Annotated in this window: 19 protein-coding genes and 2 rRNA genes; 5 read left to right on the forward strand and 16 right to left on the reverse strand. The window is 62.2% G+C overall.

Annotated features, from left to right (window positions below):
* Genes KCX59_RS19985 through KCX59_RS20020 form a run of 8 tightly spaced genes read right to left on the reverse strand, consistent with a single transcriptional unit; the run spans position 1 to position 7,427 of the window.
* Complete coding sequence (locus tag KCX59_RS19985; RefSeq protein WP_178995728.1) at positions 1-162, reverse strand: hypothetical protein; 162 nt, start codon at positions 160-162, stop codon at positions 1-3.
* Positions 159-1,505: an NtaA/DmoA family FMN-dependent monooxygenase gene (locus KCX59_RS19990; RefSeq protein WP_091469728.1), complete on the reverse strand. Its 1,347-nt coding sequence runs from the start codon at positions 1,503-1,505 to the stop codon at positions 159-161. The genes KCX59_RS19985 and KCX59_RS19990 overlap by 4 nt, the downstream gene beginning before the upstream one ends.
* Before the next feature lie 9 nt (positions 1,506-1,514).
* On the reverse strand, positions 1,515-2,582 hold the full coding sequence (locus tag KCX59_RS19995; protein ID WP_179017796.1) for an LLM class flavin-dependent oxidoreductase: 1,068 nt from the start codon (positions 2,580-2,582) through the stop codon (positions 1,515-1,517).
* Entirely contained in the window at positions 2,579-3,412 is an 834-nt protein-coding gene (locus KCX59_RS20000; protein ID WP_179017797.1) for a DUF1684 domain-containing protein, read from the reverse strand. The genes KCX59_RS19995 and KCX59_RS20000 overlap by 4 nt, the downstream gene beginning before the upstream one ends.
* Positions 3,396-4,562, reverse strand: a complete 1,167-nt coding sequence (locus tag KCX59_RS20005; protein WP_179017798.1) for an LLM class flavin-dependent oxidoreductase — start codon at positions 4,560-4,562, stop codon at positions 3,396-3,398. The genes KCX59_RS20000 and KCX59_RS20005 overlap by 17 nt, the downstream gene beginning before the upstream one ends.
* Positions 4,559-5,539, reverse strand: coding sequence for an ABC transporter substrate-binding protein (locus KCX59_RS20010; RefSeq protein ID WP_178995718.1), 981 nt, complete (start codon positions 5,537-5,539; stop codon positions 4,559-4,561). Before KCX59_RS20010 ends, KCX59_RS20005 begins: the two co-directional genes overlap by 4 nt.
* Before the next feature lie 8 nt (positions 5,540-5,547).
* Positions 5,548-6,465, reverse strand: a complete 918-nt coding sequence (locus tag KCX59_RS20015) for an amino acid ABC transporter ATP-binding protein (protein ID WP_218649259.1) — start codon at positions 6,463-6,465, stop codon at positions 5,548-5,550.
* The gene (locus tag KCX59_RS20020) at positions 6,462-7,427 is read right to left on the reverse strand and encodes an amino acid ABC transporter permease (RefSeq protein WP_178995716.1); all 966 of its coding nucleotides are present in this window, start codon (positions 7,425-7,427) and stop codon (positions 6,462-6,464) included. Before KCX59_RS20020 ends, KCX59_RS20015 begins: the two co-directional genes overlap by 4 nt.
* A 288-nt stretch (positions 7,428-7,715) precedes the next feature.
* Here KCX59_RS20020 and KCX59_RS20025 point away from each other — a divergent pair, with 288 nt between their 5' ends.
* The 4 genes from KCX59_RS20025 to KCX59_RS20040 all read left to right on the forward strand — a co-directional run bounded on the left by KCX59_RS20025 (position 7,716) and on the right by KCX59_RS20040 (position 13,157).
* Positions 7,716-9,692, forward strand: coding sequence for an FAD/NAD(P)-binding protein (locus KCX59_RS20025; protein ID WP_179017799.1), 1,977 nt, complete (start codon positions 7,716-7,718; stop codon positions 9,690-9,692).
* 57 nt (positions 9,693-9,749) lie between these two features.
* A complete protein-coding gene (locus KCX59_RS20030; RefSeq protein WP_179017800.1) occupies positions 9,750-10,268 on the forward strand; it encodes a GNAT family N-acetyltransferase in 519 nt (172 codons plus the stop codon).
* A gap of 3 nt (positions 10,269-10,271) precedes the next feature.
* Positions 10,272-12,002, forward strand: a complete 1,731-nt coding sequence (locus tag KCX59_RS20035; protein WP_179017801.1) for a helicase HerA-like domain-containing protein — start codon at positions 10,272-10,274, stop codon at positions 12,000-12,002.
* 126 nt (positions 12,003-12,128) lie between these two features.
* Positions 12,129-13,157 (forward strand): hypothetical protein, encoded by a 1,029-nt coding sequence (locus tag KCX59_RS20040; RefSeq protein ID WP_178996023.1) that lies wholly within the window; start codon positions 12,129-12,131, stop codon positions 13,155-13,157.
* 80 nt (positions 13,158-13,237) lie between these two features.
* Here KCX59_RS20040 and KCX59_RS20045 read toward each other — a convergent pair whose 3' ends face one another.
* From KCX59_RS20045 to KCX59_RS20070, 6 genes are all read right to left on the reverse strand, one after another.
* Positions 13,238-13,582 (reverse strand): endonuclease domain-containing protein, encoded by a 345-nt coding sequence (locus tag KCX59_RS20045; protein WP_256871457.1) that lies wholly within the window; start codon positions 13,580-13,582, stop codon positions 13,238-13,240.
* Between the two features lie 49 nt (positions 13,583-13,631).
* Positions 13,632-13,925 (reverse strand): type IV toxin-antitoxin system AbiEi family antitoxin domain-containing protein, encoded by a 294-nt coding sequence (locus KCX59_RS20050; RefSeq protein WP_256871458.1) that lies wholly within the window; start codon positions 13,923-13,925, stop codon positions 13,632-13,634.
* Positions 13,926-14,088: 163 nt separating this feature from the next.
* Positions 14,089-16,062: an NHL domain-containing thioredoxin family protein gene (locus KCX59_RS20055; protein ID WP_179017802.1), complete on the reverse strand. Its 1,974-nt coding sequence runs from the start codon at positions 16,060-16,062 to the stop codon at positions 14,089-14,091.
* Entirely contained in the window at positions 16,062-18,317 is a 2,256-nt protein-coding gene (locus KCX59_RS20060) for a cytochrome c oxidase assembly protein (protein WP_370629195.1), read from the reverse strand. Before KCX59_RS20060 ends, KCX59_RS20055 begins: the two co-directional genes overlap by 1 nt.
* Before the next feature lie 132 nt (positions 18,318-18,449).
* On the reverse strand, positions 18,450-18,737 hold the full coding sequence (locus tag KCX59_RS20065; RefSeq protein ID WP_011776355.1) for an HU family DNA-binding protein: 288 nt from the start codon (positions 18,735-18,737) through the stop codon (positions 18,450-18,452).
* A 229-nt stretch (positions 18,738-18,966) separates the two neighbouring features.
* A complete protein-coding gene (locus KCX59_RS20070; RefSeq protein WP_179017803.1) occupies positions 18,967-19,530 on the reverse strand; it encodes a GNAT family N-acetyltransferase in 564 nt (187 codons plus the stop codon).
* A 204-nt stretch (positions 19,531-19,734) separates the two neighbouring features.
* Here KCX59_RS20070 and KCX59_RS20075 point away from each other — a divergent pair, with 204 nt between their 5' ends.
* Positions 19,735-20,718, forward strand: coding sequence for a patatin-like phospholipase family protein (locus KCX59_RS20075; RefSeq protein WP_179017804.1), 984 nt, complete (start codon positions 19,735-19,737; stop codon positions 20,716-20,718).
* A gap of 133 nt (positions 20,719-20,851) precedes the next feature.
* On the opposite strand, the gene rrf is transcribed toward KCX59_RS20075, so the two are convergent.
* Positions 20,852-20,968, reverse strand: a 5S ribosomal RNA gene (gene rrf, locus KCX59_RS20080).
* A gap of 169 nt (positions 20,969-21,137) precedes the next feature.
* Positions 21,138-24,291: ribosomal RNA gene (locus KCX59_RS20085) — 23S ribosomal RNA — on the reverse strand.
* Positions 24,292-24,446: the final 155 nt, after the last annotated feature.

Here is a 24,446-nt window from a genome sequence, read left to right on the forward strand (position 1 = left end):
CTAAAGCGCCTGCCCCCACACCGTCAGCTGCAAGCTGACCGTTCCGCGCGAAACGTCGACGACGGCGGCACTCGAGCCGCCGCCGTCGGGCTCTGTCCCGCGTCGGCCTGGCTGCAAGCCAAGCCGACGCAGCAAGTTCTTCAGCAGGCGTTCTGCCTTCATCCGACGCGTACCGAATCTTCGGACCGCACCGGAGTTTCCAGTCCCAGGTTTTCGCGCAGCGTTGTGCCCCGGTATTCCGTGGGGTAGACGCCGCGTTCCTGAAGTTCGGGAACCAGGTGGTTGACGATGTCGTCCAAGCCTGTGGGGATGAGCCACGGCGAGATGTTGAAGCCGTCCACGGCGCCCACCCGGGCGTACTCCGCGAGGTGGTCGGCCACCGCCGTGTACGAACCGGTAAAAGTGGCGTCGATGCGTGCCGTCTTGGAGGTGACGAACTGGCGGATGGAGAGGCCCTTGTCCTTGGCCTCGGCCCTCCACTGATCAGCAAGCTGGCGGGCCTTGGCACCATGGAAGCCACTGCCGCGGGTTTCGGAAGTTTCCTCCACCACGGGATCGATCTCCGGAAGAGGGCCATCGGGATCGTAGGACGAGAGTTCGCGGCCCCAGAACTGTTCCAGATAAGCAATGGCCTGCTGCGGGCCGATCTGCAGGCTCCGGACCCAGGCCTTCTTATCTTGGGCTTCCTGATCGGTGGCGCCCAGGATGAACTCGCTGGCTGGCATGATCTGCACGGCGTTGGCGCCGCGGCCGGCCGCGATGGAGCGTGTCACGATGTCGCGGCGGAACTCAACGGCGTCATCGAATTTGGGGTGGGCGGAGAAGATCACGTCTGCCTGGCGGGCTGCGAAGTCACGGCCATCCGGTGAATCGCCGGCCTGGAAGAGCACGGGGCGGTACTGGGCGCTACGCGGCAGGCGCGGAGTGACGTCGACGGTGTAGTGCTGGCCTTCGTGAAGTACTCGCCGCGCAGGTCCGGTGGGGGTTTCCCATGAGTCCCAGATACGTTTGGCGGTTTCCACGAACGCTTCTGCATGCTTGTAACGGTCAGCATGGTCCAGGTAGCCACCGCGGCGGAAGTTCGCACCCGTCCAGGCGTTGTCGGTGGTGACGATGTTCCACGCGGCCCGGCCACCGGAGATCAGGTCCAGGGATGACAAGCGATGTGCGAGGTCCGCGGGGTCGTTATACGTGGTGTTCTGCGTAGCCACCAAGCCGATGTTCCTGGTGACTGCTGCCAATGCGGCAAGCATGGTCTGGGCGTCGGGCCGGCCCACAACATCGAGCGCATGGGGACGCCCAAGATGTTCGCGGAGGCGGAGCCCTTCACCCAGGAAGAAGGCTGCGAACTTGCCTCGCTCCGCGGTCTGGGCGATGTGGCGGAACGACTCGAAGTCCGTCTGCGAGCCCGCTTGGGGTGCTTTCCAGATGGTGCCGGAGTTGACGCCCTGGAAGAAGATTCCAAACTGGATCTGGCCGCTTGGCTGGAAAATGTGGCGTGTCATGGTGTTCCCCTACTTTCCGGCGGCGACAGTAGCCGCGGCAGTGGTCGAATAGCGGTTCTCCGCCGGAGCAAGGCCCAGCACATTACGGAACGTGCCGTCCTGGATGGGCGCCCGCAGTGAACCTCGGCGGCGCAGCTCCGGGAGCACAAGCCGTGAAAGTTCTTCCAGCTCAACGTCCAGGGTGGCCGGGTGGATTCGAACGCCGTCGGCTTCCCTGAGGAGCGAGTCGAGCACGTCGGCGAGACCCGCAGCAGAGCCGACAAACCGCGCCTGTCCGGTCTCTTCTGCGGCTCCGGAACGCGAAGCCGCAGCCTGCCCACGCGCGTCCAGGACGACGTCGAGCTCTGCAACAATCGCTACCGAGGAACCAAGCCGCGCCCGCACGTCGCGGATTTCGGCCGCGAGCAGCTCCGGTGTCGGCGCGGTCACCAGCACGGCGTCCACCGCCCCTACCGGCACTAAGCCCTCCCCCACCAGCGATGCCACGGCCAACACGGGCAACTGACCCTGCAACGGCCGGGGAATGATGGAAGGGCCTTTCACCGAATAGGCCGGTCCTGCAAAGTCCGCGGGAGTTTCGAAGTCCGCGTAGTGCAGCTTGTCGACGTCGATATAACGCCCGGTGGCAACGTCGCGGATCACGGCGTCGTCCTCCCAGGAGTCCCACAACCTCCGGCTAACCTCGATGGACGCCGCTGCTTCCTGTGCCAGCGCCTCGCCCTGGACAAAAGAGCGTCCGACGGCGGCAGCAGCCTCGGGTGACTCTGCCGCGGTCGCGATCCACCCGGCCCGGCCGCCCGACACGTAGTCCAGGCTCGCGAGCTGCGTGGAGACGTGGAAAGGCTCCGTATAGACGGTATCCACCTCGGGGACCACGGCGATGGTCCGGGTCACTGGTCCGGCGAAAGCCGCACGCTGCAGGGCGTTGACCCTTCCGGCGTCCGGGGTGTCCTTGAAGGTTGCCACGTGGAAACCGGCCGACTCGGCCGCGAGGACGGCGGAGGCAATGTTCCCATACCCCGCGTCGTCGAGTTCAATGGCAAGGAATCCGGCCTTGCGCTCTTCGAAGGTGCTCACTGCTGGTCCTGACGTTCGTAGGGAATCTTCTCGCCCGCTTCGATAGCCACCGGAAGACGGTTTTCCGCGGGCGGCAACGGGCAGGTGGCAAGGTTGGTATAGGCGCACGGCAGGTTGACGGCCCTGTTGAAGTCGAGCTCCACGGAGCCGTCGGCGGCGGGCACCACGGAGAGTGAGCGGTTGGCCGCGTAGGTGGTCTTGCCGGAGGTTTGGTCCGTGAACAGCACGGACAGCGAACCCGGTGCGTGGCCGTTGAACGCCGTCAGCGCCAGTTCCTCACCGGCCAATTTGAAACGAATCTCGCCGGGAGCTTCGTAGACGTGGTGGATGCCCTCGACGGCGGCACCCACCGTCGTGGGGCGCGGAGCCTCGAACGGGACGAACGTACCGGCTACGGCAAACGCGGCATTGGGCGTATAGGCGGGTGTGCCTTGGTATTCCTTCAAGAGAGCGTTGGACGGGTTCCGTGGCCGCACGATGTACTCGCCGCCGCGCTTGGCCACCTCGATCACGGTATCGCCGGAAACCAAGTTGATGCCGCCGCGCTCCTCGATAGGGCCGAACTCAAGCGTTTCTGCCTCGCCGGTGTTCAGTTCAACGCCGTCCTGCTGCAGGCTTTCGCCCGGCTTGAGGGCAACGCGTACGACGTCGTCGTCCGCACTCCAGCTGCCGGGCACGCCTTCCAGCGGCTTTGCCTCGTTGCTAAGCCAATGCAGGTGGGTCACGGCGAGGAAGCCGTGCGGGTGGGCGCGGTGCCGCTCATGGGCGTCGTGCCACTCCTGCCATTCTTCGTCGAAGGATTCGAGTGCTGTATCAGTGTGCAAAGACATTGGCGTTGTCCGTCCTGTTGAAGGCATGGTCTGCTGTGACGGTTGCTGCGGCGTCGGGTTCGGTGGCTCCGGCGAATTCTGGTCGGCCGCCAAAGGGATCGCTGGCTTCCCACAGGCTGCTCGGCGCAGAAGCCCGGACGGCCGGAATGACCTCCAGAGCGAAGCGCTCCAGGATCTCCAGCTGCTGTTCGAAAGGCAGCGTGGTGGGCAAGGAGATCGACTGAAGGTCGTGTTGATACAGGGAGTGGTAGCTGAGGATCTTGTCGATCACTTGCTCCGGGCTACCCACAAGTGCGGGCCCTTCGGCTACTGCGTGCCCGATGTCCCTGAACGGCGAGTTGTTGCCGGGGACGTTCCGGCTGGCGGTCAGCCCTTCATAAACAGGCCCGTACTGACGGATGGCTTCCTGAGTGGTGTCCGCGATGAAAACACCTCCGGCGCCACTGCCCGCGCCGAGGTACTGGTGTCGCGGATCGTGCCCGTGACGCTCGTACTCTTCGCGGTAATGGTCGATCAAGACCTTGTAGTTTGCGCGGGGCTGGATGGCGTTGGCCGTAAACAGTGGGTCACCCCATTTGGCGGCGAGCGCAGCGGACGTCAGGGTTGTAGCCGAGCCGTGCCAAATCCGCGGCGACCCCGCAAAGGGGCGGGGCGTCGTCGTGGTGGGCTCGGTGAGCGGTGACCTGAAACGGCCGGACCAAGTGACGCTTTCCTTGCGCCACAGGGTGCGGAGGAGCGCGTACTTCTCGGCCAGGAGGTCCCACTGGTCGTCCAGGGACAGCCCGAAGAGCGGGTACTGCAGGACTTCGTTGCCTTTGCCGATCACCAGTTCCAAACGGCCCCGGCTCAGTTGGTCGATGGTGGCGTAATCCTCGGCCACGCGCACCGGGTCCAGCACGGAGAGCACGGTGACACCGGTTTGGAGCCGGATCCGGCTGGTTACGGCGGCAATCGCGGCGAGTACCGTCGTCGGGGATGACGAAACGAACTCGCCTGCGTGGCGTTCCCCTACGGAGAAACTGTCGAAGCCGAGTTTCTCGGCACGGCGGGCCGTCTCCACCACCTGGTTCAATCGGTCAGCGGTGGAGACGATCTCCCCCGTGACCGGGTTCTTCACGTGGGGAATGATGTCCAGGACTTGAAACTTCATTTGCCGGTCCCGAACGTGGCCTCTGTGACCGTCTTGGATTCCGGGATGGCTTCTTCGGAGAGCCCCCAGCGTTCCAGGACCTTGCCGTAGGAGCCGTCCTTGATGGTGGAGTTCAGGGCATCGGTGATGGCCGGAGCCAGCCCGTTGCCCTTGAGGGTGGTGGCAGCAACGAGCGTTTCTGCGGGCCATCCGGCGTTGACCTTGCCCACTACCTTGAGGTCGTCACGCGTGTTCTCCCGGTAGGTCACCGAGGGGAACGGTGCCAGGTTCAGGTCCGTGCGGCCCGAGGAGAGCGCCAGGATGGTGTCGGCGTCAGAGGAGTAGTACTGCAGTGTGGCCGGCGCCTTGCCCTTGGCTTCGAGTTCCTTGTTCCAGGCCAGGAGGATCTTCTCCTGGTTGGTGCCCGAGCCCACGGAGATCTTCAAGCCGGAGATGTCGTCAGAACCCTTGATGTCGTACGTGGAGCTCTTCTTCGCTTCGAAGCCCATGTAGGCAGCCCGGTAGGTGGAGAAATCGAACAGCTTCACGCGGGCTCCGTTGATGCCTACGTTGGAGAAGACTGCCTCGAAATCACCTGACTGGGTCTTCAGCGGCCAGTTCTCCCACGACGTCACCTGAAGATCCAGTTCCAGCCCGAGTTTGTCGGCCACAAGCTGGGCGATGTCCACCTCGACACCGATCGGCGTCTTGTCGTCGGTCGCGTGGAAGGACAACGGGATTGAACCAGCTGTGGTGGCAACGGTCAGCTTGCCGTCCTTGGCGATGGCTTCGGGAACGGCTCCCGCCGCAGCAGCGTCTTTCTCGCCGCGGATGCGGTTCTGGTCCACTGACGTGTTGTAGACGATCCCGTTCTTGGCAGCCTCGGACTCCGGTTGGGCTGCCGACGCCCCAGGGTCGGAGCACCCGGCCAGCACTGGAAGCACGACGGCGGGAAGTACAGCGAGTGCCAGGAGCTTGGTCTTTGTAGTGCGAAGCATGGGATGTCCTAGATGTTGAAAGCTGGTTCGATGACTTTGGAGAAGAAACTGCGGGTGCGTTCCTCGCGGGGGTTGGCGAAGATCTCCTGAGGAGTGCCGGACTCGACGATCTGGCCCTGGTCCATGAACACCACGGTGTCCGCGACATCCCTGGCGAAGCCCATCTCGTGCGTCACCACAATGAGCGTGGTGCCGGACTTGGCGAGTTCACGGATGACGTCCAGGACTTCGTTGACGAGCTCCGGGTCCAGCGCTGAGGTTGGCTCGTCGAAGAGCAGGATTTTGGGATCAAGTGCCAGTGCCCGGGCAATCGCGACCCGCTGCTGCTGGCCGCCGGAAAGCTGTCGAGGGTAAGCGTCGGCGCGATCCTTCAGGCCCACTCTGTCCAAGAGCTCAAGACCGCGTTTACGGGCTTCGGCCTTGGACCGCTTCTGAGCCACGATGGGCGCCTCGATGACGTTCTCCAAGGCAGTGAGGTGCGGGAACAGGTTGAAGCTCTGAAACACCATGCCAATATGGGTGCGCTGCTTGAGGATGTCCTTCTCACGAAGCTCGTGAAGCTTGTTGCCGCGGACCTCGTAGCCCACCAGTTCGCCGTCGATTGTGATGTAACCGCCCTCGACTTTTTCCAAGTGGTTGATGGTGCGCAACAGGGTGGACTTCCCGGAGCCGGAGGGTCCGACGATCACGGCAACGCCGCCCGGCGGCACGGACAACGACACGCCTTTGAGGACCTCGGTAGCGCCGAAGGACTTCCGGACATTGTTGATGTCAACCTGACCGCGGGTGGCCTTCTTGTCCGCCGAGGCGGGCCGGGCCGCCGTCGTGCTGGCAGGAGTGCCGGCCGGAGCGCCGGCTGAACCGCTGGCTGAACCGCCAGTCTGGGCCGTCGTCGTGGATTCTTTGCGTGCAGCGATGGTGCTCATCGGGCGTCCTTGGTGGGAGTGGAAGCAACGTGGGTAGTGAAGAACTTCCGGGCCTTCTGCAACGGTGTGAGCGGCAGGGTCCGCAGGGCGCCCTTGGAGAAGTGGCGTTCGATGTAGTACTGGAAAACGCTCAGCACCGAGGTGATCACCACATACCAGAGCGTGGCGACGAGCAGCAGCGGAAGCACTTGCTGGGTCCGGTTGTAGATGACCTGGACCGTGTAGAAGAGTTCGGAGTAGGCCAGGACGTACACAATGGAGGTGCCCTTGACCAGGCCGATGATCTCGTTGAACGCGTTGGGCAGGATGGCGCGCATGGCTTGCGGCAGCACGATCCTGGTGGACCTCTTCCACGCCGGGATACCCAAGGCGGAGGCAGCTTCCAGCTGGCCTTGGTCCACGGAGAGGATGCCGCCGCGGATAATTTCGGCGGAGTAGGCCGCCTGATTCAGGGTGAGTCCCAGGACGGCCGCGGCGAACTGGCTGATGAGCGTGGTGGTCTGCGCCTCGAAGAAGCGGACGTCCGTGAAAGGGATGCCCAGGCTGATCTTCTCGTACAGGTAACCGAGGTTGTACCAAAGCAGGAGTTGGACCAGCAGCGGCGTGGAGCGGAAGATCCAGGAGAACGTCCAGGACACCGAGACCAGCAGCGGCGAGGCGGACAGGCGCATGAGGGCCAGGATGAACCCGAGGACGAAGCCAAGGACACCGGAAATGGCTGTGAGCTTGAGGGTCTCAATGAGTCCGTTGACCACCGACTGGGCCGTGAACCATTCAGCCACCACTCCCCACTCCCAGCGCGGGTTGGTGACCAGCGACCATGCAATGGCTGCGACGCCGGCAGCTACCAGTACGGTGCCCACCCATCGCCATGGATTCCGGGCCGGAACCAGCTTGTACTCCGAGTAGTCCGGGGTGGGCGGTGACGTTTCCGCCGTGGCAGGCGGTGCGATTGCACTCATGCGCCACCTCTTTTCAGATCGGTTGTTGTCTATCGGATGGCTGCCAATCTAGGGCCGCGCGAAACCCGGCAGCAAGGCGGGAATTTGCACTTCTTCACTGGACTTCGCGCGGCTTCGCAGGAGTTCGCACAGCGTCACAATTTCCTTCCCGAACCGTTAAATGAGACGTGGTTTTGCGCGTCTTAACGCTGCGTGACGTGTGGTGAACGGCGGTTACCGCCGCCTCGACCGGCAGCCTGCTTCGTCCTTAGATTGGGCATCACCAGTCACTGCTTTTCAGGAGATCCCATGCCGTCACGAGTACCCGCTATCGCGTTCATCGGCGGCGGCCCGCGCACGGCCGGCGTCCTGGAACGGCTCGCGGCCAACCGTCCCGCACTGTTCCACGGTCCCCTGCATGTCCACGTCATCGAACCGCATGAACCCGGCTCCGGGAGGATCTGGCGCTATGACCAGGATCCCGGGCTGCTGCTGAACTCCACAGCTGCGGACGTCACCATGTTCACGGATGCCTCGGTTGCCTGCGACGGGCCTTCGATTGACGGACCCGGGCTTTCCACGTGGGCTGCGGGGGTGCTGGATGGCAGCATCCGGGACGTTCCTGCTTTCGAGCCGCACCTGCTCGCCCAACTCCGCGCGCTGACTCCCGCGTCATTCCCCACCCGGCAACTGCAGAGCAAGTACCTTGAGTGGTTCTTCCGCCGGGCCGTGAGCGCCCTTGGCCCGGACGTGACCGTGACAGTGCATCGCGACACGGCCACCGGCGTCGTGCGCTCTTCGGGTGGCGGTGCTTCAGCTGGCGGTGCTTCAGCTGCGTCGGGGGGCGAGCCCGACGACGGTGCGCACCACGTGCGGCTGGCTTCCGGCACCGAGGTGGTTGCCGACGTCGTGGTTTACGCGCTGGGCCACACCGATTCCTTGCCTGGCCCCGAATCTGCCGGACTCAGTGAGTTCGCCGCCCGGCACGGCGGGTTCCATGCGCCGCCGTCGTACACCACGGACGTGGACTACTCCGCCATTGAGCCCGGGCAGGACGTGATTGTTTCCGGTATGGGCCTCGCCTTTGTGGATCTGATGGTGCTGTTGTTCGAAGGCCGCGGCGGCCGCTTTGAAGAAAGGTCCGACGGCGAACTCGAGTACGTGCCGTCAGGTGCCGAGCCGCGGGTCTGGGCCGGGTCACGACGCGGTGTTCCGTACCACTCCAAGATCTCTTCCGTTTTGCGCGGCGAGCCGATCACCCGTCCGCGCTACTTCACGGCCGAGGCCGTTGATGCCCTGCTCGCAGAGCACCAGGAACTCGACTTCCGTGCACACTTCTGGCCGTTGATCGCCAAAGATGCAGGCTACGCGTACTACCGCGAGCTGTTCACCGGCTACCCGTCGCGGGTGCTCGGGACGTGGGCCAGCTTCGAGGCGAGGTTCGACGCCGTCGATTGGTACAGCGCCGCCCGGGAAGAGCTGGTGGCGTTTTCCGTGCCGGATCCTGCGCTGCGCTTGGACCTCGAAAAATTGGACCACCCGCTGAGCGGCTGCGCCTTCGCCAGCCATGAATCGGTCCAGCGCTCCGTGGCCGCCTATATCCAGAACGACCTTGACCTCCGGACCAGCCCCGACCATTCCGAGACCCTGGCCCTGTTCACCGCTTTGTTGTTCGTGTATATGGACCTAGGCCGCTTGGTCCCCCAGGAGCGGCTCAACGCGCGCTCCCAGCAGACCATCCATGGTTGGTGGCATGGCTTCTTCAGTTTCGTGGATTCGGGACCGCCGGCGCATCGGCTTCGCGAGATGCTCGCGCTGCACAGGGCCGGGCTCCTGAAGTTCCTGGGGCCGGGCATGTGGGTTCGTGCTGACGACTCTGTTGGCAGGTTCGTGGCCGGGACGTTCCAGTCGCCCGTGGTGGTGGACGCGTCCGCTTTCATCGAGGCGCGGCTGCCCGCCGCTTCAGTCGAGCGTTCAGCGAATCCCGCTCTGACTGACCTGCACGACGCCGGATGGGGTACCGAACAGAGGCTCCTCACCTCCGACGGTGCCCACTCCACCGGCAAACTCCTGGTCTCCGGGAATCACGAGGTCCTGTCCCCTGTTGATACTCCTCAGAAGGGTCTGTTCGCGGTGGGCCCGTGGACGTCCGGGTGGGGCGCAGGGGCGTTCGCCCGTCCCAACACCAACGCTGCACCCTTCCGGGAGAACGACGCCCTGGCGCGACGGATCCTGTCCACGGTTGCCGCCACGCACCCAACTGAGTCGCAGTTAACGTCGTTATGAGCCCTCAAAACGACGTTAACTGCTACCTACTTGGGTTCCACCTACGAAAGGCCTGACATGACCGCAACGCCAACCCTCCCGACGTCGGGCCTTACCGTCCTCAGCCTGCCCATGCGCGATCCCCGCGTCCGCCCGCTCCTGGACGAGCTCGCCGTCGAATACGAAACGCGCTACGGCAACCTGTTCGGAACCGGCGGCGCTGCGGAGGAACTGAACAGGTACCCGGCCGAGGAATTCGAAGTTCCGCACGGGGCACTGATCATCATTCAGGAGGACGGCGAGTCCGTGGCTGGCGGCGCATTCCGCCGATACGACCAGCACACCGCCGAACTGAAGCGGATCTGGACGCACTCAGCGCATCGTCGTCGAGGTTTAGCGCGGCTGGTGCTGGCCGAACTGGAAAATGAGGCTCGACGGCGGGGCTACCGGAAGCTGTACCTGACCACCGGTCCGCGCCAGCCCGAGGCGAAAAACCTCTACCTCGCCACAGGCTACAAAGCGCTGTTCGACCTCGCCGCAGACCCCGAGGACATCAAGCATCTGGCCTTCAGCAAGGATCTTGCCGTGCACAGCTAAGCTATGCGCATGGCCAACAAACCCACTGCAACAACTGCCGAAAAACTCGCCACCATCCAGCAGGGCTACACCCTGGAAGGTGCCACCATCGAGCTGGGTGCCGCGATCGTCGACGGCGAAATCCACAAAGAGGCGCAGGTCCGCCTGCCACTGGCCATGATGAATCGGCATGGACTGGTTGCCGGCGCCACGGGCACCGGCAAGACGGTTACGCTGCACATGATCGCCGAACAGCTGTGCACGGCGGGTGTTCCGGTCTTCCTCGCGGACATCAAGGGTGACCTGTCAGGGTTGGCAACGCCGGCCACTGGCAGTGAAAAGCTGACGGCACGCACCGAGGCGCTGGGTCAGGAATGGTCTGCGAAGAATTTTCCGGTTGAGTTCCTCTCGCTCGGTGGGGACGGCCACGGGATCCCCGTCCGCGCCACAATTACCTCGTTCGGCCCAATCCTGCTGTCCCGCATCATGGACCTCAACGACACCCAGGAATCCAGCCTCCAGTTGATCTTCCACTTCGCGGACAAGAACAACCTGGAGCTGATCGACCTCAAGGACCTCCGTGCCGTCATCCAGTTCCTCACCTCGGACGAAGGCAAGGTCGAACTCGCAAACCTTGGCGGGCTGTCCAAGGCCACAGCCGGGGTGATCCTGCGTGAGCTGGTCACGCTGGAGGCACAGGGCATGGAGAAGTTCTTCGGCGAGCCCGAGTTCGACACCGCTGAACTCCTCCGCACCGCACCGGACGGCCGCGGCGTCATCAGCTGCTTGGAGCTGCCCACGCTGCAGACCAAGCCGCTGCTGTTCTCTACGTTCCTCATGTGGCTCCTTGCCGACCTGTTCGAGGACCTGCCCGAAGCCGGTGACCTGGACAAGCCCAAGCTCGTCTTCTTCCTTGACGAGGCGCACCTGCTGTTCAACGGCGCGTCCAAGGCCTTCCTCGAAGCCATCACCACCACCGTCCGGCTCATTCGTTCCAAGGGTGTGGGCATCTTCTTCGTCACCCAGACACCCAAGGATGTTCCGGCCGACGTCCTCGGCCAGCTGGCCAACCGCGTGCAGCATGCCCTGCGAGCCTTCACCCCGGAGGATGCCAAGGCGTTGAAGGCCACGGTGTCCACATTCCCTGTCAGCGACTACGACCTCGAAGAGACCCTCACCTCCGCTGGCATCGGCGAGGCCGTCATCACTGTGATGAACGAGAAGGGCGCACCCACCCCGGTTGCCTTGACCCGCCTCCGTGCTCCCGAGTCGGTGATGGGGCCCAGCGCTGACGAGCTCATTCGCAGCACGGTTGCTGCGTCCTCGCTGCTGGTCAAGTACGGCACCGCGGTCGACAACCTCTCCGCCTACGAAAAACTCAATGGCCAAGCATCCGTTCCTACCGGAGACGCAGCGCCCGGGCTGCCGCCGGTGCCGGCGTCTACCTCGTCGTCTTCCGGTAATTCGCAGGCCGACATCGACGCCGAAGCCCGCCGTATTGAGGAAGAAATCCTGGGCCGTCCCAGCTCCCGGTCCTCGTCGCCTGAGTCTTTCCCGGCACCGCCTGCGCCGGCGCCAGCGCCGCAGTCGTCCCCCCAGCCGTCCCCTCAGGAGGGCATGTTCGGGGACATCGCCGGCGCCCTCGGTGGAGCGCTGGGTGGCGGGCTGAAGAGCATGGTCCGATCCATGGGAACACAGCTTGGCCGCGATCTCATGCGTGGGGTCTTCGGCACGTCTTCGCGGCGTCGCCGCTAGTCCCGTTTTACTACTGTTTTGCCAGCGGAACCACGACGGCGGGCGGCAGCAGCGTCTGCTGCCAGCCGGCGTCGGGCCTTCTCCAATCGGTGGATATAAGTCGCTCCGAGGCCTTCCTGCACGGTGATAGCGGCCGCGGCAGGTAACGTAAAGGGCGTGCAGTTGAGTCAAGCGTTCGTCAAGACCGCAGCCGGATGGCTGCTCGGTCTGATGCTTGCTGCCGCCGGAGCCATCGTGTGCATCAACCTGGTGAGCTCCTCGGTGGCCAGTCCTCAACAGCCTGTCAAGGAATATTTGGAGGCCCTACAGAAGGGTGAAGGTGAAGAAGCCCTAGGCTTGCTGCGCGCCAAAGTTCCCAGCGCGAACCCCGCCATGTTGGACGGCACAGCCTTGCAAACGGCCGCTTCCAAGATGTCCGATATCAAGGTGGGAAACCCCGAACCCCGGGGCAGCAACCGCATGGCCGTGCCGGTGGACTACACCCTGGACGGCAGCCGTCTCCACACGGAATTCCTGATGGAACGGACCGGGACCCAGTGGCTGTTCTTCGCTAAATGGGCGTTCGTGCCCACAACGCTTCCCACCATAGAAGTCACCGTGGTCAATTCCAGCGAGGCCACACTCAACGGCGTACCCGTGAACATGCCCAACGGCCGCAACAACTTTGCCGTGTTCTTCCCCGGCAAATACGAGGCAAGCCTGAATGGCACCTACTTCGAAGCCCCTACGGCATCGGCCCTTGTTTCAACACGCGACGGCGGCCAGGCACCCCTGAACCTGCAGACACGGTCCACCGCTGCCATGAACGAGGCAGTGGCTGGCAAGGTCCGGGAATTCCTGGACACGTGCGCGGCCCAGGCCACCGAGCAACAGCGCCTGCAGCCGGACTGCCCGTTCTATCATGCAAGCAACGCCCGGGTGGTGGACGGAACCATCAAGTGGGCAATCACCGAGTACCCCAAGATCACCATTGAGCCGTTCAGTGGTAAATGGGTGGTGGCTCCGCTCAACGGCAAGGCCACCCTCACTGCCCGGGAGATCAACCTTTTCACCGGGCTGGTCAATGACCTCAACGTGGAGCACGACTTCAGCTTCACCACCCAGCTGGACGTAGGGGCAGACACGGTGACCGTCACCCCCATGCTGACCTTCTGATTTGTGATTCTCGCGCTGAACTGGCCCAGCTTCCATGGACCGAGACCGCGGTCATGGCCCGTGGTGCCATGAGAGCCACCCTAAACTGGGCTAGTCCGACCACATTCGGGCCGGCCCACGAAGAAGGACCTCACGCACGTCCGGAGCATATTCTCCGGCGAGTACACGATGCCGTCATGGAAGAACCTCAGCACCAGCATTCCTTGCCTGATTGCTTCGTTGTCCCGCCAGCGGTCTTTCTTGAATTGACGCGGCTCCAGGTGAAAAGCAAGGCCGTCGAGTTCGACTATAAGGAATCCTTCCAGGAGAAAGTCGACGGTCCTTATGCCCTCGATCCAGACCTGGGTCTCAGTGCGGTTGCCCAGTAGACGGCGACGCAGGTAATCGAGGGTGATATCCCCACGGATGTAAGCGCTTTCGACCATAACCAGTGCTTCTAACGGAGGGAGGCAGAAAAGGGAGTGTAGAAGCACGTCAGGCAGTGTGACATAAGGCTCGCTCAGCCGGGGTTGAGACAGAGACAACCGATGACTGATGCACCCTTCCGCACATCGCCCGTTGCTCTGCCAGTAGTGGGGATCGGTGGGTTTGTGAAGCAACCACAAGCTCCGGATCCGCACCGGGAAGACCCGGAACTCCACGCTCGATGCGCTGAATACTTCCCGCCAGCACCGCGGAACGAATCGCTGATTCGCTGACACCCCGTGCCCGTACCTGCCGGGTCATGGCTACTCCGCCCAAACGCCGCAGGGCTTCCTCGGGTTCCATCACCCCAGCCTGCTGTTTCCGCCGACGGGCCGGCAGTGCCGATGTGGGCTATGTGGACAAACCACTCACCCGGGCTGGCCCGGTTTTGAACAGTCCAACGGCACGAAAAGGCCCGGGCCAACTCCTGAGGGAGTCAGACCCGGGCCATTTCAGTTTGCAAGGCTTAGTCCATGCCCCGCAGGTCCAGCACCAGTTCGGACTCACCGTCAGCCTGCAAGACTACCGGGATGCCCCAGTCCTGTTGGTAGAGGTGGCAGGCAGCGTGATCGGGGATTTCGCCGTCTTCGGTCTCAGGGCCATCGCAGGCTGCCGCGCGGGCGGTGATGTGAAGGATGCCCTCGGGAACGTCAGCAGACAGTTCAAGGGTGCGCAGCAAGCCCACCGACGTGCCCCCACCGGAGACCAACAGCTCCGGCGGCGTCGAGGAAATCTTCAGCTGTGTAGGATCGCCCCAACGGTCGTCCAGTTTCTGGCCGGTAGGAGCCTGGAAACGCACTGCGAGCTCAAGGTTCCCGGGAGTTACCGGGCTCTTGGGACGGTGAGTCTGCGATGCTCCCTCGTCCACCTGCTGGGCTTCCTTGGGAATGGGAACCAGGACCAGTTGGTGCTTGTTCGACTCCACAACTACCAGCAGCGGATCGCTGCCTTCTACCTGAACCACGACGACGTCGCTCGGCTCAGCGAGGCCCCTCGCCAAGGTGGATACAGACTTGGTGGCAGGATCGTAGCGACGAACGGCACCGTTGTAGGTATCAGCGATGGCCACGGAATTGTCCGGCAGAACCGTGACACCCAAGGGGTGCTGCAGGCGTGCTTCAGCAGCCTCGCCATCACGGAACCCGAAATCAAACAGGCCCTTGCCGATGGCGGTTTCCACGCTCACACCGGAATCGCTGACCACCAGGCGACGCAAGGAGGATGTTTCCGAGTCAGCCACCCAGATGTTGTCTTCACCATCGATGGCCAGGCCGGAGGACTGGGCGAACCAGGCTTCCTCCGCCTTGCCGTCCAGAAGGCCTTCAAGTCCGGAACCGGCAAGGATGGAAACCTCGTTGGCCAGGGGGTCGAAGGCGAAGATCTGGTGGGTTCCGGCCATGGCGATCACAACCCGCTGCAGCTTTTCGCTCCAGACCACGTCCCACGGGGAGGACAGTGAAACCTCGGTGCCCAGACCAAGCGCCCCAACATCGATCGCGTCGGCAGCGAAGTCAGCAGGGCCGCCGTCGTGGTGTTCGGACCAAGTGCCGGCGCCGGTGTCCGTCACCCGGGCAGGACCGGCGTCGAGCAGCCGCTGGACGCCGTTGCCGGCGAGCGTCTGAACGTAGCCGGAACTCAGGGTGACGCCGCGCAGGCGATGGTTGACGGTATCGGCAACCACCGCGTCGTAGCCGAGCTTCCACGCCAGTTCCGACGGCAGCAGGGTCACGCCCTGGGGTTCGTTGAACTGGGCGATCTCCGACTGTCCGTCGAGGAACCCCTTGGTGCCGGAGCCGATGACGCGCTCCACAGTTTCAAGATCGGGGCGGAGTTCCACCAAGCGGTGATGGCCGGAGTCCACTACCAGGTAGTTGCCGCTGGCGAGTTGGGTCGCTTTACCAGGGAAGCGCAAGGTGCCCGACGTCGGCACGGGAGCCACATACGGGCCGTTACCGCGGTGGAGGGTCCCCTTGGCTTCGTGCTCGGCCACGAGTTCCTCAAGGAGGACAGCCAAGCCGTCGGCATGGCCCTCGCCGGAGAGGTGGGCAACAATGTAGCCCTCGGGGTCAACGACCACCAGTGTGGGCCATGCGCGGGCGGTGTACGCCTTCCACGTTGCGAGTTCAGGATCGTCCAGGACAGGGTGGTGGATCTCGTACCGTTCCACGGCGGATGCCAGTGCTACGGGATCCGCTTCGTGTTCGAACTTGGGCGAATGCACGCCGACCGTCACCAGTACGTCCGAGTACTTTTCCTCAAGCGGGCGCAGTTCGTCCAGCACATGCAGGCAGTTGATGCAGCAGAAGGTCCAAAAATCCAGCAGCACGATCTTGCCGCGCAAGGACTCGAGGTCAAGGGATTTCCCGCCCGTGTTGAGCCAGCCGCGGCCCTCCAGTTCGGAGGCCCGGACCCGGTGTTGGGTACGTACGGTTTCGCTCATCAGCGTCCTTCCAGCTTGGTGTTCGGTTCAGTTTGCCCGGCAGAGTCTGTGGTGGGGCGTTCGGCGTTGCTGCGTTCCGCCTGCGCTGTCGTGGATGCTTGGGGCGTCCTGGGTGCTTGGGTGGTGCGGTTCGCCATCTTGGCATCGCGGTCAGCGAGCCGGGCAAACATATCGTTGTAAGCACTGAGATCGGCGTCGTTATTCCTGTCGGCCGCACGATCAACCCGTCGGGTCTCCCGCTCGTCCGATCGCGACCACAAGACAGCCACACCGATTGCCACCAGCAACGTGGGAACTTCGCCGATACCCCACGCCACGGCACCGCCAAGTTGTTGGTCCCCAATGGCCGACGGACCCCAGGCCCGGCCCAGGTTGCCGAAGTAGTCAGCGGCCAGCAGCCCGGTCCCGCCCATGATGGCCACACCAAAGAATGCGTGGAAACCCATGGTGGCCAGCAATAGAAGCAGGCGCATGGGGAAGGGGGCGCGGCGGGGAAGCGGATCGCTACCGATCATGCTCAGCACAAAGATGTAGCCGGTCAGAAGGAAATGCACATTCATGAGCTCGTGGCCCACATGCTCGCGCATCGCCAGGCTGAACAGGTCCGAGTAATAGAACAGGACGATGGAGCCCGCGAAGTTGGCAGCGGCGAACAACGGGTGCGTCACAATCTGCGAGAACTTGGAGTGCACAAACAGCAGCAGCCACTCGCGCAAGCCACGTGAGCCGTGGGCGCCTTCGCCCCTGGCGGGCAGGGCTCGCAAGGCAAGGGTTACGGGGGCGCCCAGGACAAGGAAGATCGGCGCCACCATGGTCAGGGCCATGTGGTCCACCATGTGCGCAGAGAAAAGGACGCGGCCATAGACAGCAGGCGGGCCCGAGGTGATGTAAGTGAGTACCAGCAGTCCGATGATCCAGTTGACTGCCCGGAACCAGGACCATTTGTCTCCACGCCGGCGGATCTTGATGATGCCAAGGATGTAGGTGACCGCGCCGAACAGCGCCACTCCCACCCACAGCCAGTCGAAGCGCCATTCCGTGAGCCAGCGCTCCGGCGTCAGCTCGGGTGGAAGCTCGTAACCGGAGAGGATGAACGACGGCGATGCATCAGGTGCGTAGGTGGTGGGCTGGGGCGGAGCTGAGCGTCCCAACGCGACGGCGAGTGCCGATGTCGCGCCCATCACCAGAAGCTCAACCAACACAAGCTGCCACAGCACGCGGCGGGCCGACATGGAGCCGTTCTTGCCAAGCTGGGGGATAACCCACTGGCGGTGCATGAAGCCGATGCCACCCAACACCAACGTGGCCAAGGACTTCGCGACGATGAGTTGACCGTACGGAGACCCGAACAGGTCCGCGGGGTTGGTCACTCGGATGGCGGCATTGATGACGCCGGAGGCAAACACGAGGACAAAGGCGAAGCCGGCAAGCGTCGAGAAGCGGCTCAAGGTCTGCTCGGTGATGTCTGGTGTGCCCTTGCTCCTGGAACCCGTGAGGATGCCGGAGAGGACCGCAAGCATGATGATGCCGCCAACCCACGTGGAGACACCTACGAGGTGGAGCCCCAGCGAGTTGATGGCGCCTTCGTGGTCGCTGGAACTGGAGGAGTGTCCGATCAATGCGGTGGGAATGAGGCCGATCAAAGCCAGCAGCAGAGTGAACGCCAGCCCGGTCAAGGATCTCACCCCGAACAGCGCAGTGGTGACGACAGCGGCAATGATGGTGACCGCGAGCCAAGCCTTGCCCGTCTCGATGTCCGTCATGAAGTAGACCAGGGAGCGCGTAAACTCCGCGTCTCCCGAGAGCCCCTGCCCCGCGACATCTGCGTAAGTGAGTACAAGGACCGCCACCGCGGACAAAGTCCAGGCTGCGCCGGCTGCCGCAGCAACTGCCAAGGCCCGGGCGAAGGCCGGATGTTCGGGCGCGTCAGCATCCTTCTCACGGGACCGCGAGCCACCGAGGTTCTTGGGCAGGATGCCGACGGCAAAGATCAGGCCGCCAACCACTGTTGCCACTGACACGTTGTGGATTGCTTTCGCGAAAGGAAGGCCCCAACGGACCAATTCGCCTGGATCAGAAACCTGCCGGGCAGCTGAGGCGCCGGAGAAGATGAGGGCCGCCGCAAGAGTCAGGAACAGCACCGCCAGGCCGGCCAGTTGCCACGGCAAGGAAATGCCCGCGACTGTAGTGCCTCCCCGCGCTCCCGGCTTGGGAACAGGCGAAGGGGCAGTAGCGGAGCTTCTTGCTGATGGCACTTATCCATTGTCCGCTACCTGCCGCCGGGCTGCGAATCGGATAAGGCGCTATGTGCATTAACTAACAGCAATAACGGCAAAGGGACGGCAACCAGAGGTTGCCGTCCCTTCAAGGCGTTCGCCGAAGAGTAGTTACTTCTTCTTGGCGACAGCAGCCTTCAGCTTGGAGCCAGCGGTCAGCTTGACGCTGTGGCCGGCTGCGATCTGGATGGTTTCGCCGGTCTGCGGGTTGCGGCCGGTGCGAGCTGCACGGTCGGTGCGCTCAACTGCGAGCCAGCCCGGGATGGTGATCTTTTCGCCGGCGGCGACAGAAGTCTCGAAAACTTCGAACAGTGCATCGAGCACGGAGTTGACTGCTGCCTGGCTGGTGCCAGCCTTGCCTGCTACCTCTGCAACGAGTTCACTACGGTTCTTAGCCATTTACGTCCTCCTGGACTCATACGTTTTTGAGCTTTCAAGCGGAATGCGAGCAAGCCACTGTTCGAAAACTTACCAGCTTGGGCTGACATGGCCAGCAAATTCCGCGTGTTTCCGCGCCTTTTTGACCAAAATCACCGGATTTTCGGGGTTTTTAGGGGTGCTTTACGCCCTTGGCGTACCCTACGGCATCGGCAGAAGGGACAGCCGCCGCACTGCCGGGCCTCCCCGGCTAGAACAGAATGCGCTGGAACAGTACGTGGTCCTGCCACTCCCCTGCGATCTGCAGGTAGGAGGGCGCCATCCCGATCCGCTCGAAACCAGACCGCTTCAAGACGGCTTGGGAGCCCGCATTGTGGACCAGCGTAGCGGCTTGGATACGGTGCAGACCGAGCTCATTTTCGGCCATAGACACGACGGCGGCCACCGCACCTGACGCTATGCCCTTGCCGGTCCAAGCCTCATCCACCCAGTAGCCGAGGTTGGCATTCAAGAAGGGCCCCCGGACAATCCCGGAGAGAGTGAACATCCCGATGATGCCTTTTGCTGTCGTCAACACCCAAGGCACCTCAGTGCCTTGTTCGTCGAGATTCAGTTTCGCCTGCATCACCGCCGACTGGCCTGTAGTGGTGAAGAACTCATCAGCCCGGGTTGGTTCCCACGGTGCCAGGTGCTCACGGTTCCGCCGGTAGGCAGCGGCCAGGGCGGCCGCATCTGAACGTTCCAGCGGGCGCAGGAGAAGCTGACCAGCCTCTTCGCCCACTAAGCCGCGGTCCAGGCTTCGCGTGAGAATCATCCACAGACTCTACCTGCCACCAGCCCGGCGATTGCGTGCGAGTCGGCTGAATGATAGTTTTTCGGGTGATCGTGAACCAAGACCAGGAGGTGAGACCCATGTACGCAGTATCCATAGTGGGCGCTCCCCTGCAGTCCACGATCTCGCGACGGAGTTAGTCGCCACTGGGAGCGCCCGTCAGGCAATTCGCGAAAGGCGACTCCCATGAACACAACATCTTCTTCTCCCCTGACCTCCGCCTCGGCTTCCGACCCACTGCGGTCGCACCAGCCTCAGCTAAGGGTTGACGCCTCACACCGGGTGCCCGACGGCGAGAGGGCTCTAATCCTCGGTGGCGGTGGCTCAACCGGTAACGCGTGGCTGATCGGCGTCGTCGCGGGCCTGTTCGACGCCGGGTTGGACGTGACCGCCGCGGACCTCACCGTCGGCACGTCTGCTGGATCGACGGCGGCGGCCCAGCTTGCTTGGGCAAACCCCGCCGAGCTCCTTGACGCCGTCCTTGCAGCCGCTCCACCAAGACCGTCCGGCTTGGTTGATAACGTTGGGGCCAACCACAGAGCCCGGCCCGTGTCCGACCACATGGCGCGAACAGGCAAAATCCTGGAGTCCTCTACGGATATGGCTGATATGCGCCGCAGGATGGGCGCCGCCGCAATAGACATGGCTGCAGCTATGGACGACTCCAGTGCGCGGTGGCACGCAACCGTTGCAGCCCGGCTGCCTCATCAGGAGTGGCCGGAACGACTGGTGTTGCTCACAGCGGTTGATGCCGAAACCGGTGAACCTGTGGTGTTCCACCGCCATAGCGGAGTGGAATTGGTTGACGCCGTGGCGGCCAGCTGCGCCAGTGGCTTCGCTTACGCTATCGGCAGCAATCACTATATCGACGGCGGCTACCGGGCCAACGCTGAGAATGCGGACCTGGCAGCCGGGTACAGCCGCGTACTGGTGCTGTCTCCGTTTGGCGGCCGGACGCGGACTCCGTTGGAGTGGGGCATGCACTTATCCGGGCAATTGGACGAACTGCGGCGCAGCGGGAGCCGGGTTGAGACAATCTTCCCCGACAGCGAGGCGGAGCACATGTTCGGCATCAATGCGATGGATCTGACGCTGCGGCCGGCTGCTGCCCAAGCCGGCTTCGGCCAGGGCAGGGTCCTCGCCGAGCACATCACCGAGTTCTGGCGCTAGCGAGTGTTGCCCCGGCTGAGTCTTAGCTCAGCCGGGTTTCAGGCCGGGCGAGGAACGTGCGGTGTGGGTTTGGTTGTTAAATGCGGGAGACCCCCCGACCCGTGGTGGGTTGGGGGGTCTCTACCTAATGGTTGTCCGGCGGTGTCCTACTCTCCCACACCCTCCCGGGTGCAGTACCATCGGCGCTGTGGGTCTTAGCTTCCGGGTTCGGAATGGGACCGGGCGTTTCCCCCACGCTATGACCGCCGTAACCTTGTTACCCGTCCCCGTGTTTTTTGCCTGGTGTGGGCTGTTTTTTCGGGGTGGGAAATCTGTGGTGGTTACAACTGTGGTGCTTGGTTGTTATTTAGTTGTTGGTTCCTGGAACAAGCGGGTTGTTGTTCGGGAACCACATAGTGGACGCGTGCAGTGTGTTTTGTGTGGTGTAAGTTGTTGGCCTATTAGTACCGGTCAGCTTCACGAGTCTTTAGTCCTCGCTTCCACATCCGGCCTATCAACCCAGTGGTCTGGCTGGGGGCCTCTCACACATAATGTGTATGGAAATCTCATCTTGAAGCGAGCTTCCCGCTTAGATGCTTTCAGCGGTTATCCCATCCGAACGTAGCTAATCAGCGATGCACTTGGCAGTACAACTGACACACCAGAGGTTCGTCCGTCCCGGTCCTCTCGTACTAAGGACAGCCCTTCTCAAATTTCCTGCGCGCGCAGCGGATAGGGACCGAACTGTCTCACGACGTTCTAAACCCAGCTCGCGTACCGCTTTAATGGGCGAACAGCCCAACCCTTGGGACCTACTCCAGCCCCAGGATGCGACGAGCCGACATCGAGGTGCCAAACCATGCCGTCGATATGGACTCTTGGGCAAGATCAGCCTGTTATCCCCGAGGTACCTTTTATCCGTTGAGCGACGGCCATTCCACAATGTACCGCCGGATCACTAGTCCCGACTTTCGTCCCTGCTTGAGATGTCTCTCTCACAGTCAAGCTCCCTTGTGCACTTACACTCGACACCTGATTGCCAACCAGGCTGAGGGAACCTTTGGGCGCCTCCGTTACTTTTTAGGAGGCAACCGCCCCAGTTAAACTACCCATCAGGCACTGTCCCTGACCCGGATCACGGGCCGAAGTTAGATGTCCAAAGTGACCAGAGTGGTATTTCAACGATGACTCCACCCGAACTGGCGTCCGGGTTTCAACGTCTCCCACCTATCCTACACAAGCCACTCCGAACACCAATACCAAACTATAGTAAAGGTCTCGGGGTCTTTCCGTCCTGCTGCGCGTAACGAGCATCTTTACTCGTACTGCAATTTCGCCGAGTTTATGGTTGAGACAGCGGGGAAGTCGTTACTCCATTCGTGCAGGTCGGAACTTACCCGACAAGGAATTTCGCTACCTTAGGATGGTTATAGTTACCACCGCCGTTTACTGGGGCTTAAATTCTCAGCTTCGCCACAAGTGGCTAACCGGTCCTCTTAACCTTCCAGCACCGGGCAGGAGTCAGTCCGTATACATCGTCTTGCGACTTCGCACGGACCTGTGTTTTTAGTAAACAGTCGCTTCCCCCTGGTCTCTGCGGCCCACACCCGCTCACGGAGAGCAAGTCTCCATCACGGGGCAGGCCCCCCTTCTCCCGAAGTTACGGGGGCATTTTGCCGAGTTCCTTAACCATAATTCTCTCGATCGCCTTGGTATTCTCTACCTGATCACCTGTGTCGGTTTGGGGTACGGGCGGCTAAAACCTCGCGTCGATGCTTTTCTTGGCAGCATAGGATCACCGGATCCCCCCATACGGGGGTCCCATCAGATCTCAGGATCGTGCTCGAAGCACACAGGAACGGATTTGCCTATCCCTGACCCTACATCCTTAGACCGGGGCAACCATCGCCCGGCCCGGCTACCTTCCTGCGTCACACCTGTTAATACGCTTACCTCCCGGGATCAGGTCCCGCGCTCGGCCAAAACCCACAACACCACAAGGGTGAGCGGGCAGGCTCCGGGCGGTTAGTATCCCCCGCTTGGCATGGGCGGTTTTTCGCCGGTACGGGAATATCAACCCGTTGTCCATCGACTACGCCTGTCGGCCTCGCCTTAGGTCCCGACTTACCCAGGGCAGATTAGCTTGACCCTGGAACCCTTGATCATTCGGCGGACGGGTTTCTCACCCGTCTTTCGCTACTCATGCCTGCATTCTCACTCGTGTAGGCTCCACCGCTGGTTTCCACCGCGACTTCACTGCCCACACGACGCTCCCCTACCACTCCACACCCCTGAACCACGAAGGCTAGGGCATTATGTGAAATCCACAACTTCGGCGGTGTACTTGAGCCCCGCTACATTGTCGGCGCGGAATCACTTGACCAGTGAGCTATTACGCACTCTTTCAAGGATGGCTGCTTCTAAGCCAACCTCCTGGTTGTCTTCGCAACTCCACATCCTTTCCCACTTAGCACACGCTTAGGGGCCTTAGTTGGTGGTCTGGGCTGTTTCCCTCTCGACTATGAAGCTTATCCCCCACAGTCTCACTGCTGCGCTCTGACTTACCGGCATTCGGAGTTTGGCTGACGTCAGTAACCTTGTAGGGCCCATCGGCCATCCAGTAGCTCTACCTCCGGCAAGAAACACGCAACGCTGCACCTAAATGCATTTCGGGGAGAACCAGCTATCACGGAGTTTGATTGGCCTTTCACCCCTACCCACAGCTCATCCCCTCCATTTTCAACTGAAGTGGGTTCGGTCCTCCACGACGTCTTACCGTCGCTTCAACCTGGCCATGGGTAGATCACTCCGCTTCGGGTCTAGATCACGCCACTACACTCGCCCTATTCAGACTCGCTTTCGCTACGGCTACCCCACACGGGTTAACCTCGCGACGTAACACTAACTCGCAGGCTCATTCTTCAAAAGGCACGCCGTCACAGTTACTTGTGATTACTCACGACTGCTCCGACGGATTGTAAGCACACGGTTTCAGGTACTGTTTCACTCCCCTCCCGGGGTACTTTTCACCTTTCCCTCACGGTACTGGTCCGCTATCGGTCATTAGGAAGTATTTAGGCTTATCAGGTGGTCCTGACAGATTCGCACGGGATTTCTCGGGCCCCGTGCTACTTGGGATACTCCCCAGGCCGTGCACAACATTACGGTTACGGGGCTCACACCCTCTCTGGCCGGCCTTTCAAGACCGTTCACCTATGCCTGCACCTCACCTCACTGGTCCGGCAGAACCAGAACGGAAAGTCCCACAACCCCGCCCATGCAACGCCCGCCGGCTATCACACATGGAAACGGTTTAGCCTGATCCGCGTTCGCTCGCCACTACTAACGGAATCACTATTGTTTTCTCTTCCTGCGGGTACTGAGATGTTTCACTTCCCCGCGTTCCCCCCACGCACCCTATGTGTTCAGATGCGGGTCACACAATCACCTTGCAGCGTTGTGCGGGGTTTCCCCATTCGGACATCCTGGGATCAACGCTCGGTTATCAACTCCCCCAGGCTTATCGCAGATTCCTACGTCCTTCTTCGGCTCCTAATGCCAAGGCATCCACCGTGTGCCCTTAAAAACTTGACCACACAAGATCAATAAACTTACTCGAGAGAACCACGACCACAAGGGCCAGGTTCATTCATAAGAAATTGCTGTAAGAACACACACACCAACCACCCCACCCAAAAGGGTAAAGACGATCAGCCACGTGCGTGTTCTAGATGCTCGCGTCCACTATG

It is taken from the genome of Paenarthrobacter nitroguajacolicus, from assembly GCF_051027655.1.
Lineage (GTDB): Bacteria > Actinomycetota > Actinomycetes > Actinomycetales > Micrococcaceae > Arthrobacter > Arthrobacter nitroguajacolicus.

Excerpts from the sequence above, each read along its gene's own strand:
- KCX59_RS20010 (WP_178995718.1), bottom strand. The coding sequence starts at position 5,539 with ATGCTTCGCACTACAAAGACCAAGCTCCTGGCACTCGCTGTACTTCCC.
- KCX59_RS20050 (WP_256871458.1), bottom strand. The coding sequence starts at position 13,925 with ATGGAACCCGAGGAAGCCCTGCGGCGTTTGGGCGGAGTAGCCATGACC.
- KCX59_RS19985 (WP_178995728.1), bottom strand. The coding sequence starts at position 162 with ATGAAGGCAGAACGCCTGCTGAAGAACTTGCTGCGTCGGCTTGGCTTG.
- KCX59_RS20005 (WP_179017798.1), bottom strand. The coding sequence starts at position 4,562 with ATGAAGTTTCAAGTCCTGGACATCATTCCCCACGTGAAGAACCCGGTC.
- KCX59_RS20070 (WP_179017803.1), bottom strand. The coding sequence starts at position 19,530 with ATGATTCTCACGCGAAGCCTGGACCGCGGCTTAGTGGGCGAAGAGGCT.
- KCX59_RS20015 (WP_218649259.1), bottom strand. The coding sequence starts at position 6,465 with ATGAGCACCATCGCTGCACGCAAAGAATCCACGACGACGGCCCAGACT.
- KCX59_RS20075 (WP_179017804.1), top strand. The coding sequence starts at position 19,735 with ATGAACACAACATCTTCTTCTCCCCTGACCTCCGCCTCGGCTTCCGAC.
- KCX59_RS20055 (WP_179017802.1), bottom strand. The coding sequence starts at position 16,062 with ATGAGCGAAACCGTACGTACCCAACACCGGGTCCGGGCCTCCGAACTG.
- KCX59_RS19990 (WP_091469728.1), bottom strand. The coding sequence starts at position 1,505 with ATGACACGCCACATTTTCCAGCCAAGCGGCCAGATCCAGTTTGGAATC.
- KCX59_RS20030 (WP_179017800.1), top strand. The coding sequence starts at position 9,750 with ATGACCGCAACGCCAACCCTCCCGACGTCGGGCCTTACCGTCCTCAGC.
- KCX59_RS20065 (WP_011776355.1), bottom strand. The coding sequence starts at position 18,737 with ATGGCTAAGAACCGTAGTGAACTCGTTGCAGAGGTAGCAGGCAAGGCT.
- KCX59_RS20025 (WP_179017799.1), top strand. The coding sequence starts at position 7,716 with ATGCCGTCACGAGTACCCGCTATCGCGTTCATCGGCGGCGGCCCGCGC.
- KCX59_RS20000 (WP_179017797.1), bottom strand. The coding sequence starts at position 3,412 with ATGTCTTTGCACACTGATACAGCACTCGAATCCTTCGACGAAGAATGG.
- KCX59_RS20020 (WP_178995716.1), bottom strand. The coding sequence starts at position 7,427 with ATGAGTGCAATCGCACCGCCTGCCACGGCGGAAACGTCACCGCCCACC.
- KCX59_RS20045 (WP_256871457.1), bottom strand. The coding sequence starts at position 13,582 with ATGGTCGAAAGCGCTTACATCCGTGGGGATATCACCCTCGATTACCTG.
- KCX59_RS20035 (WP_179017801.1), top strand. The coding sequence starts at position 10,272 with ATGCGCATGGCCAACAAACCCACTGCAACAACTGCCGAAAAACTCGCC.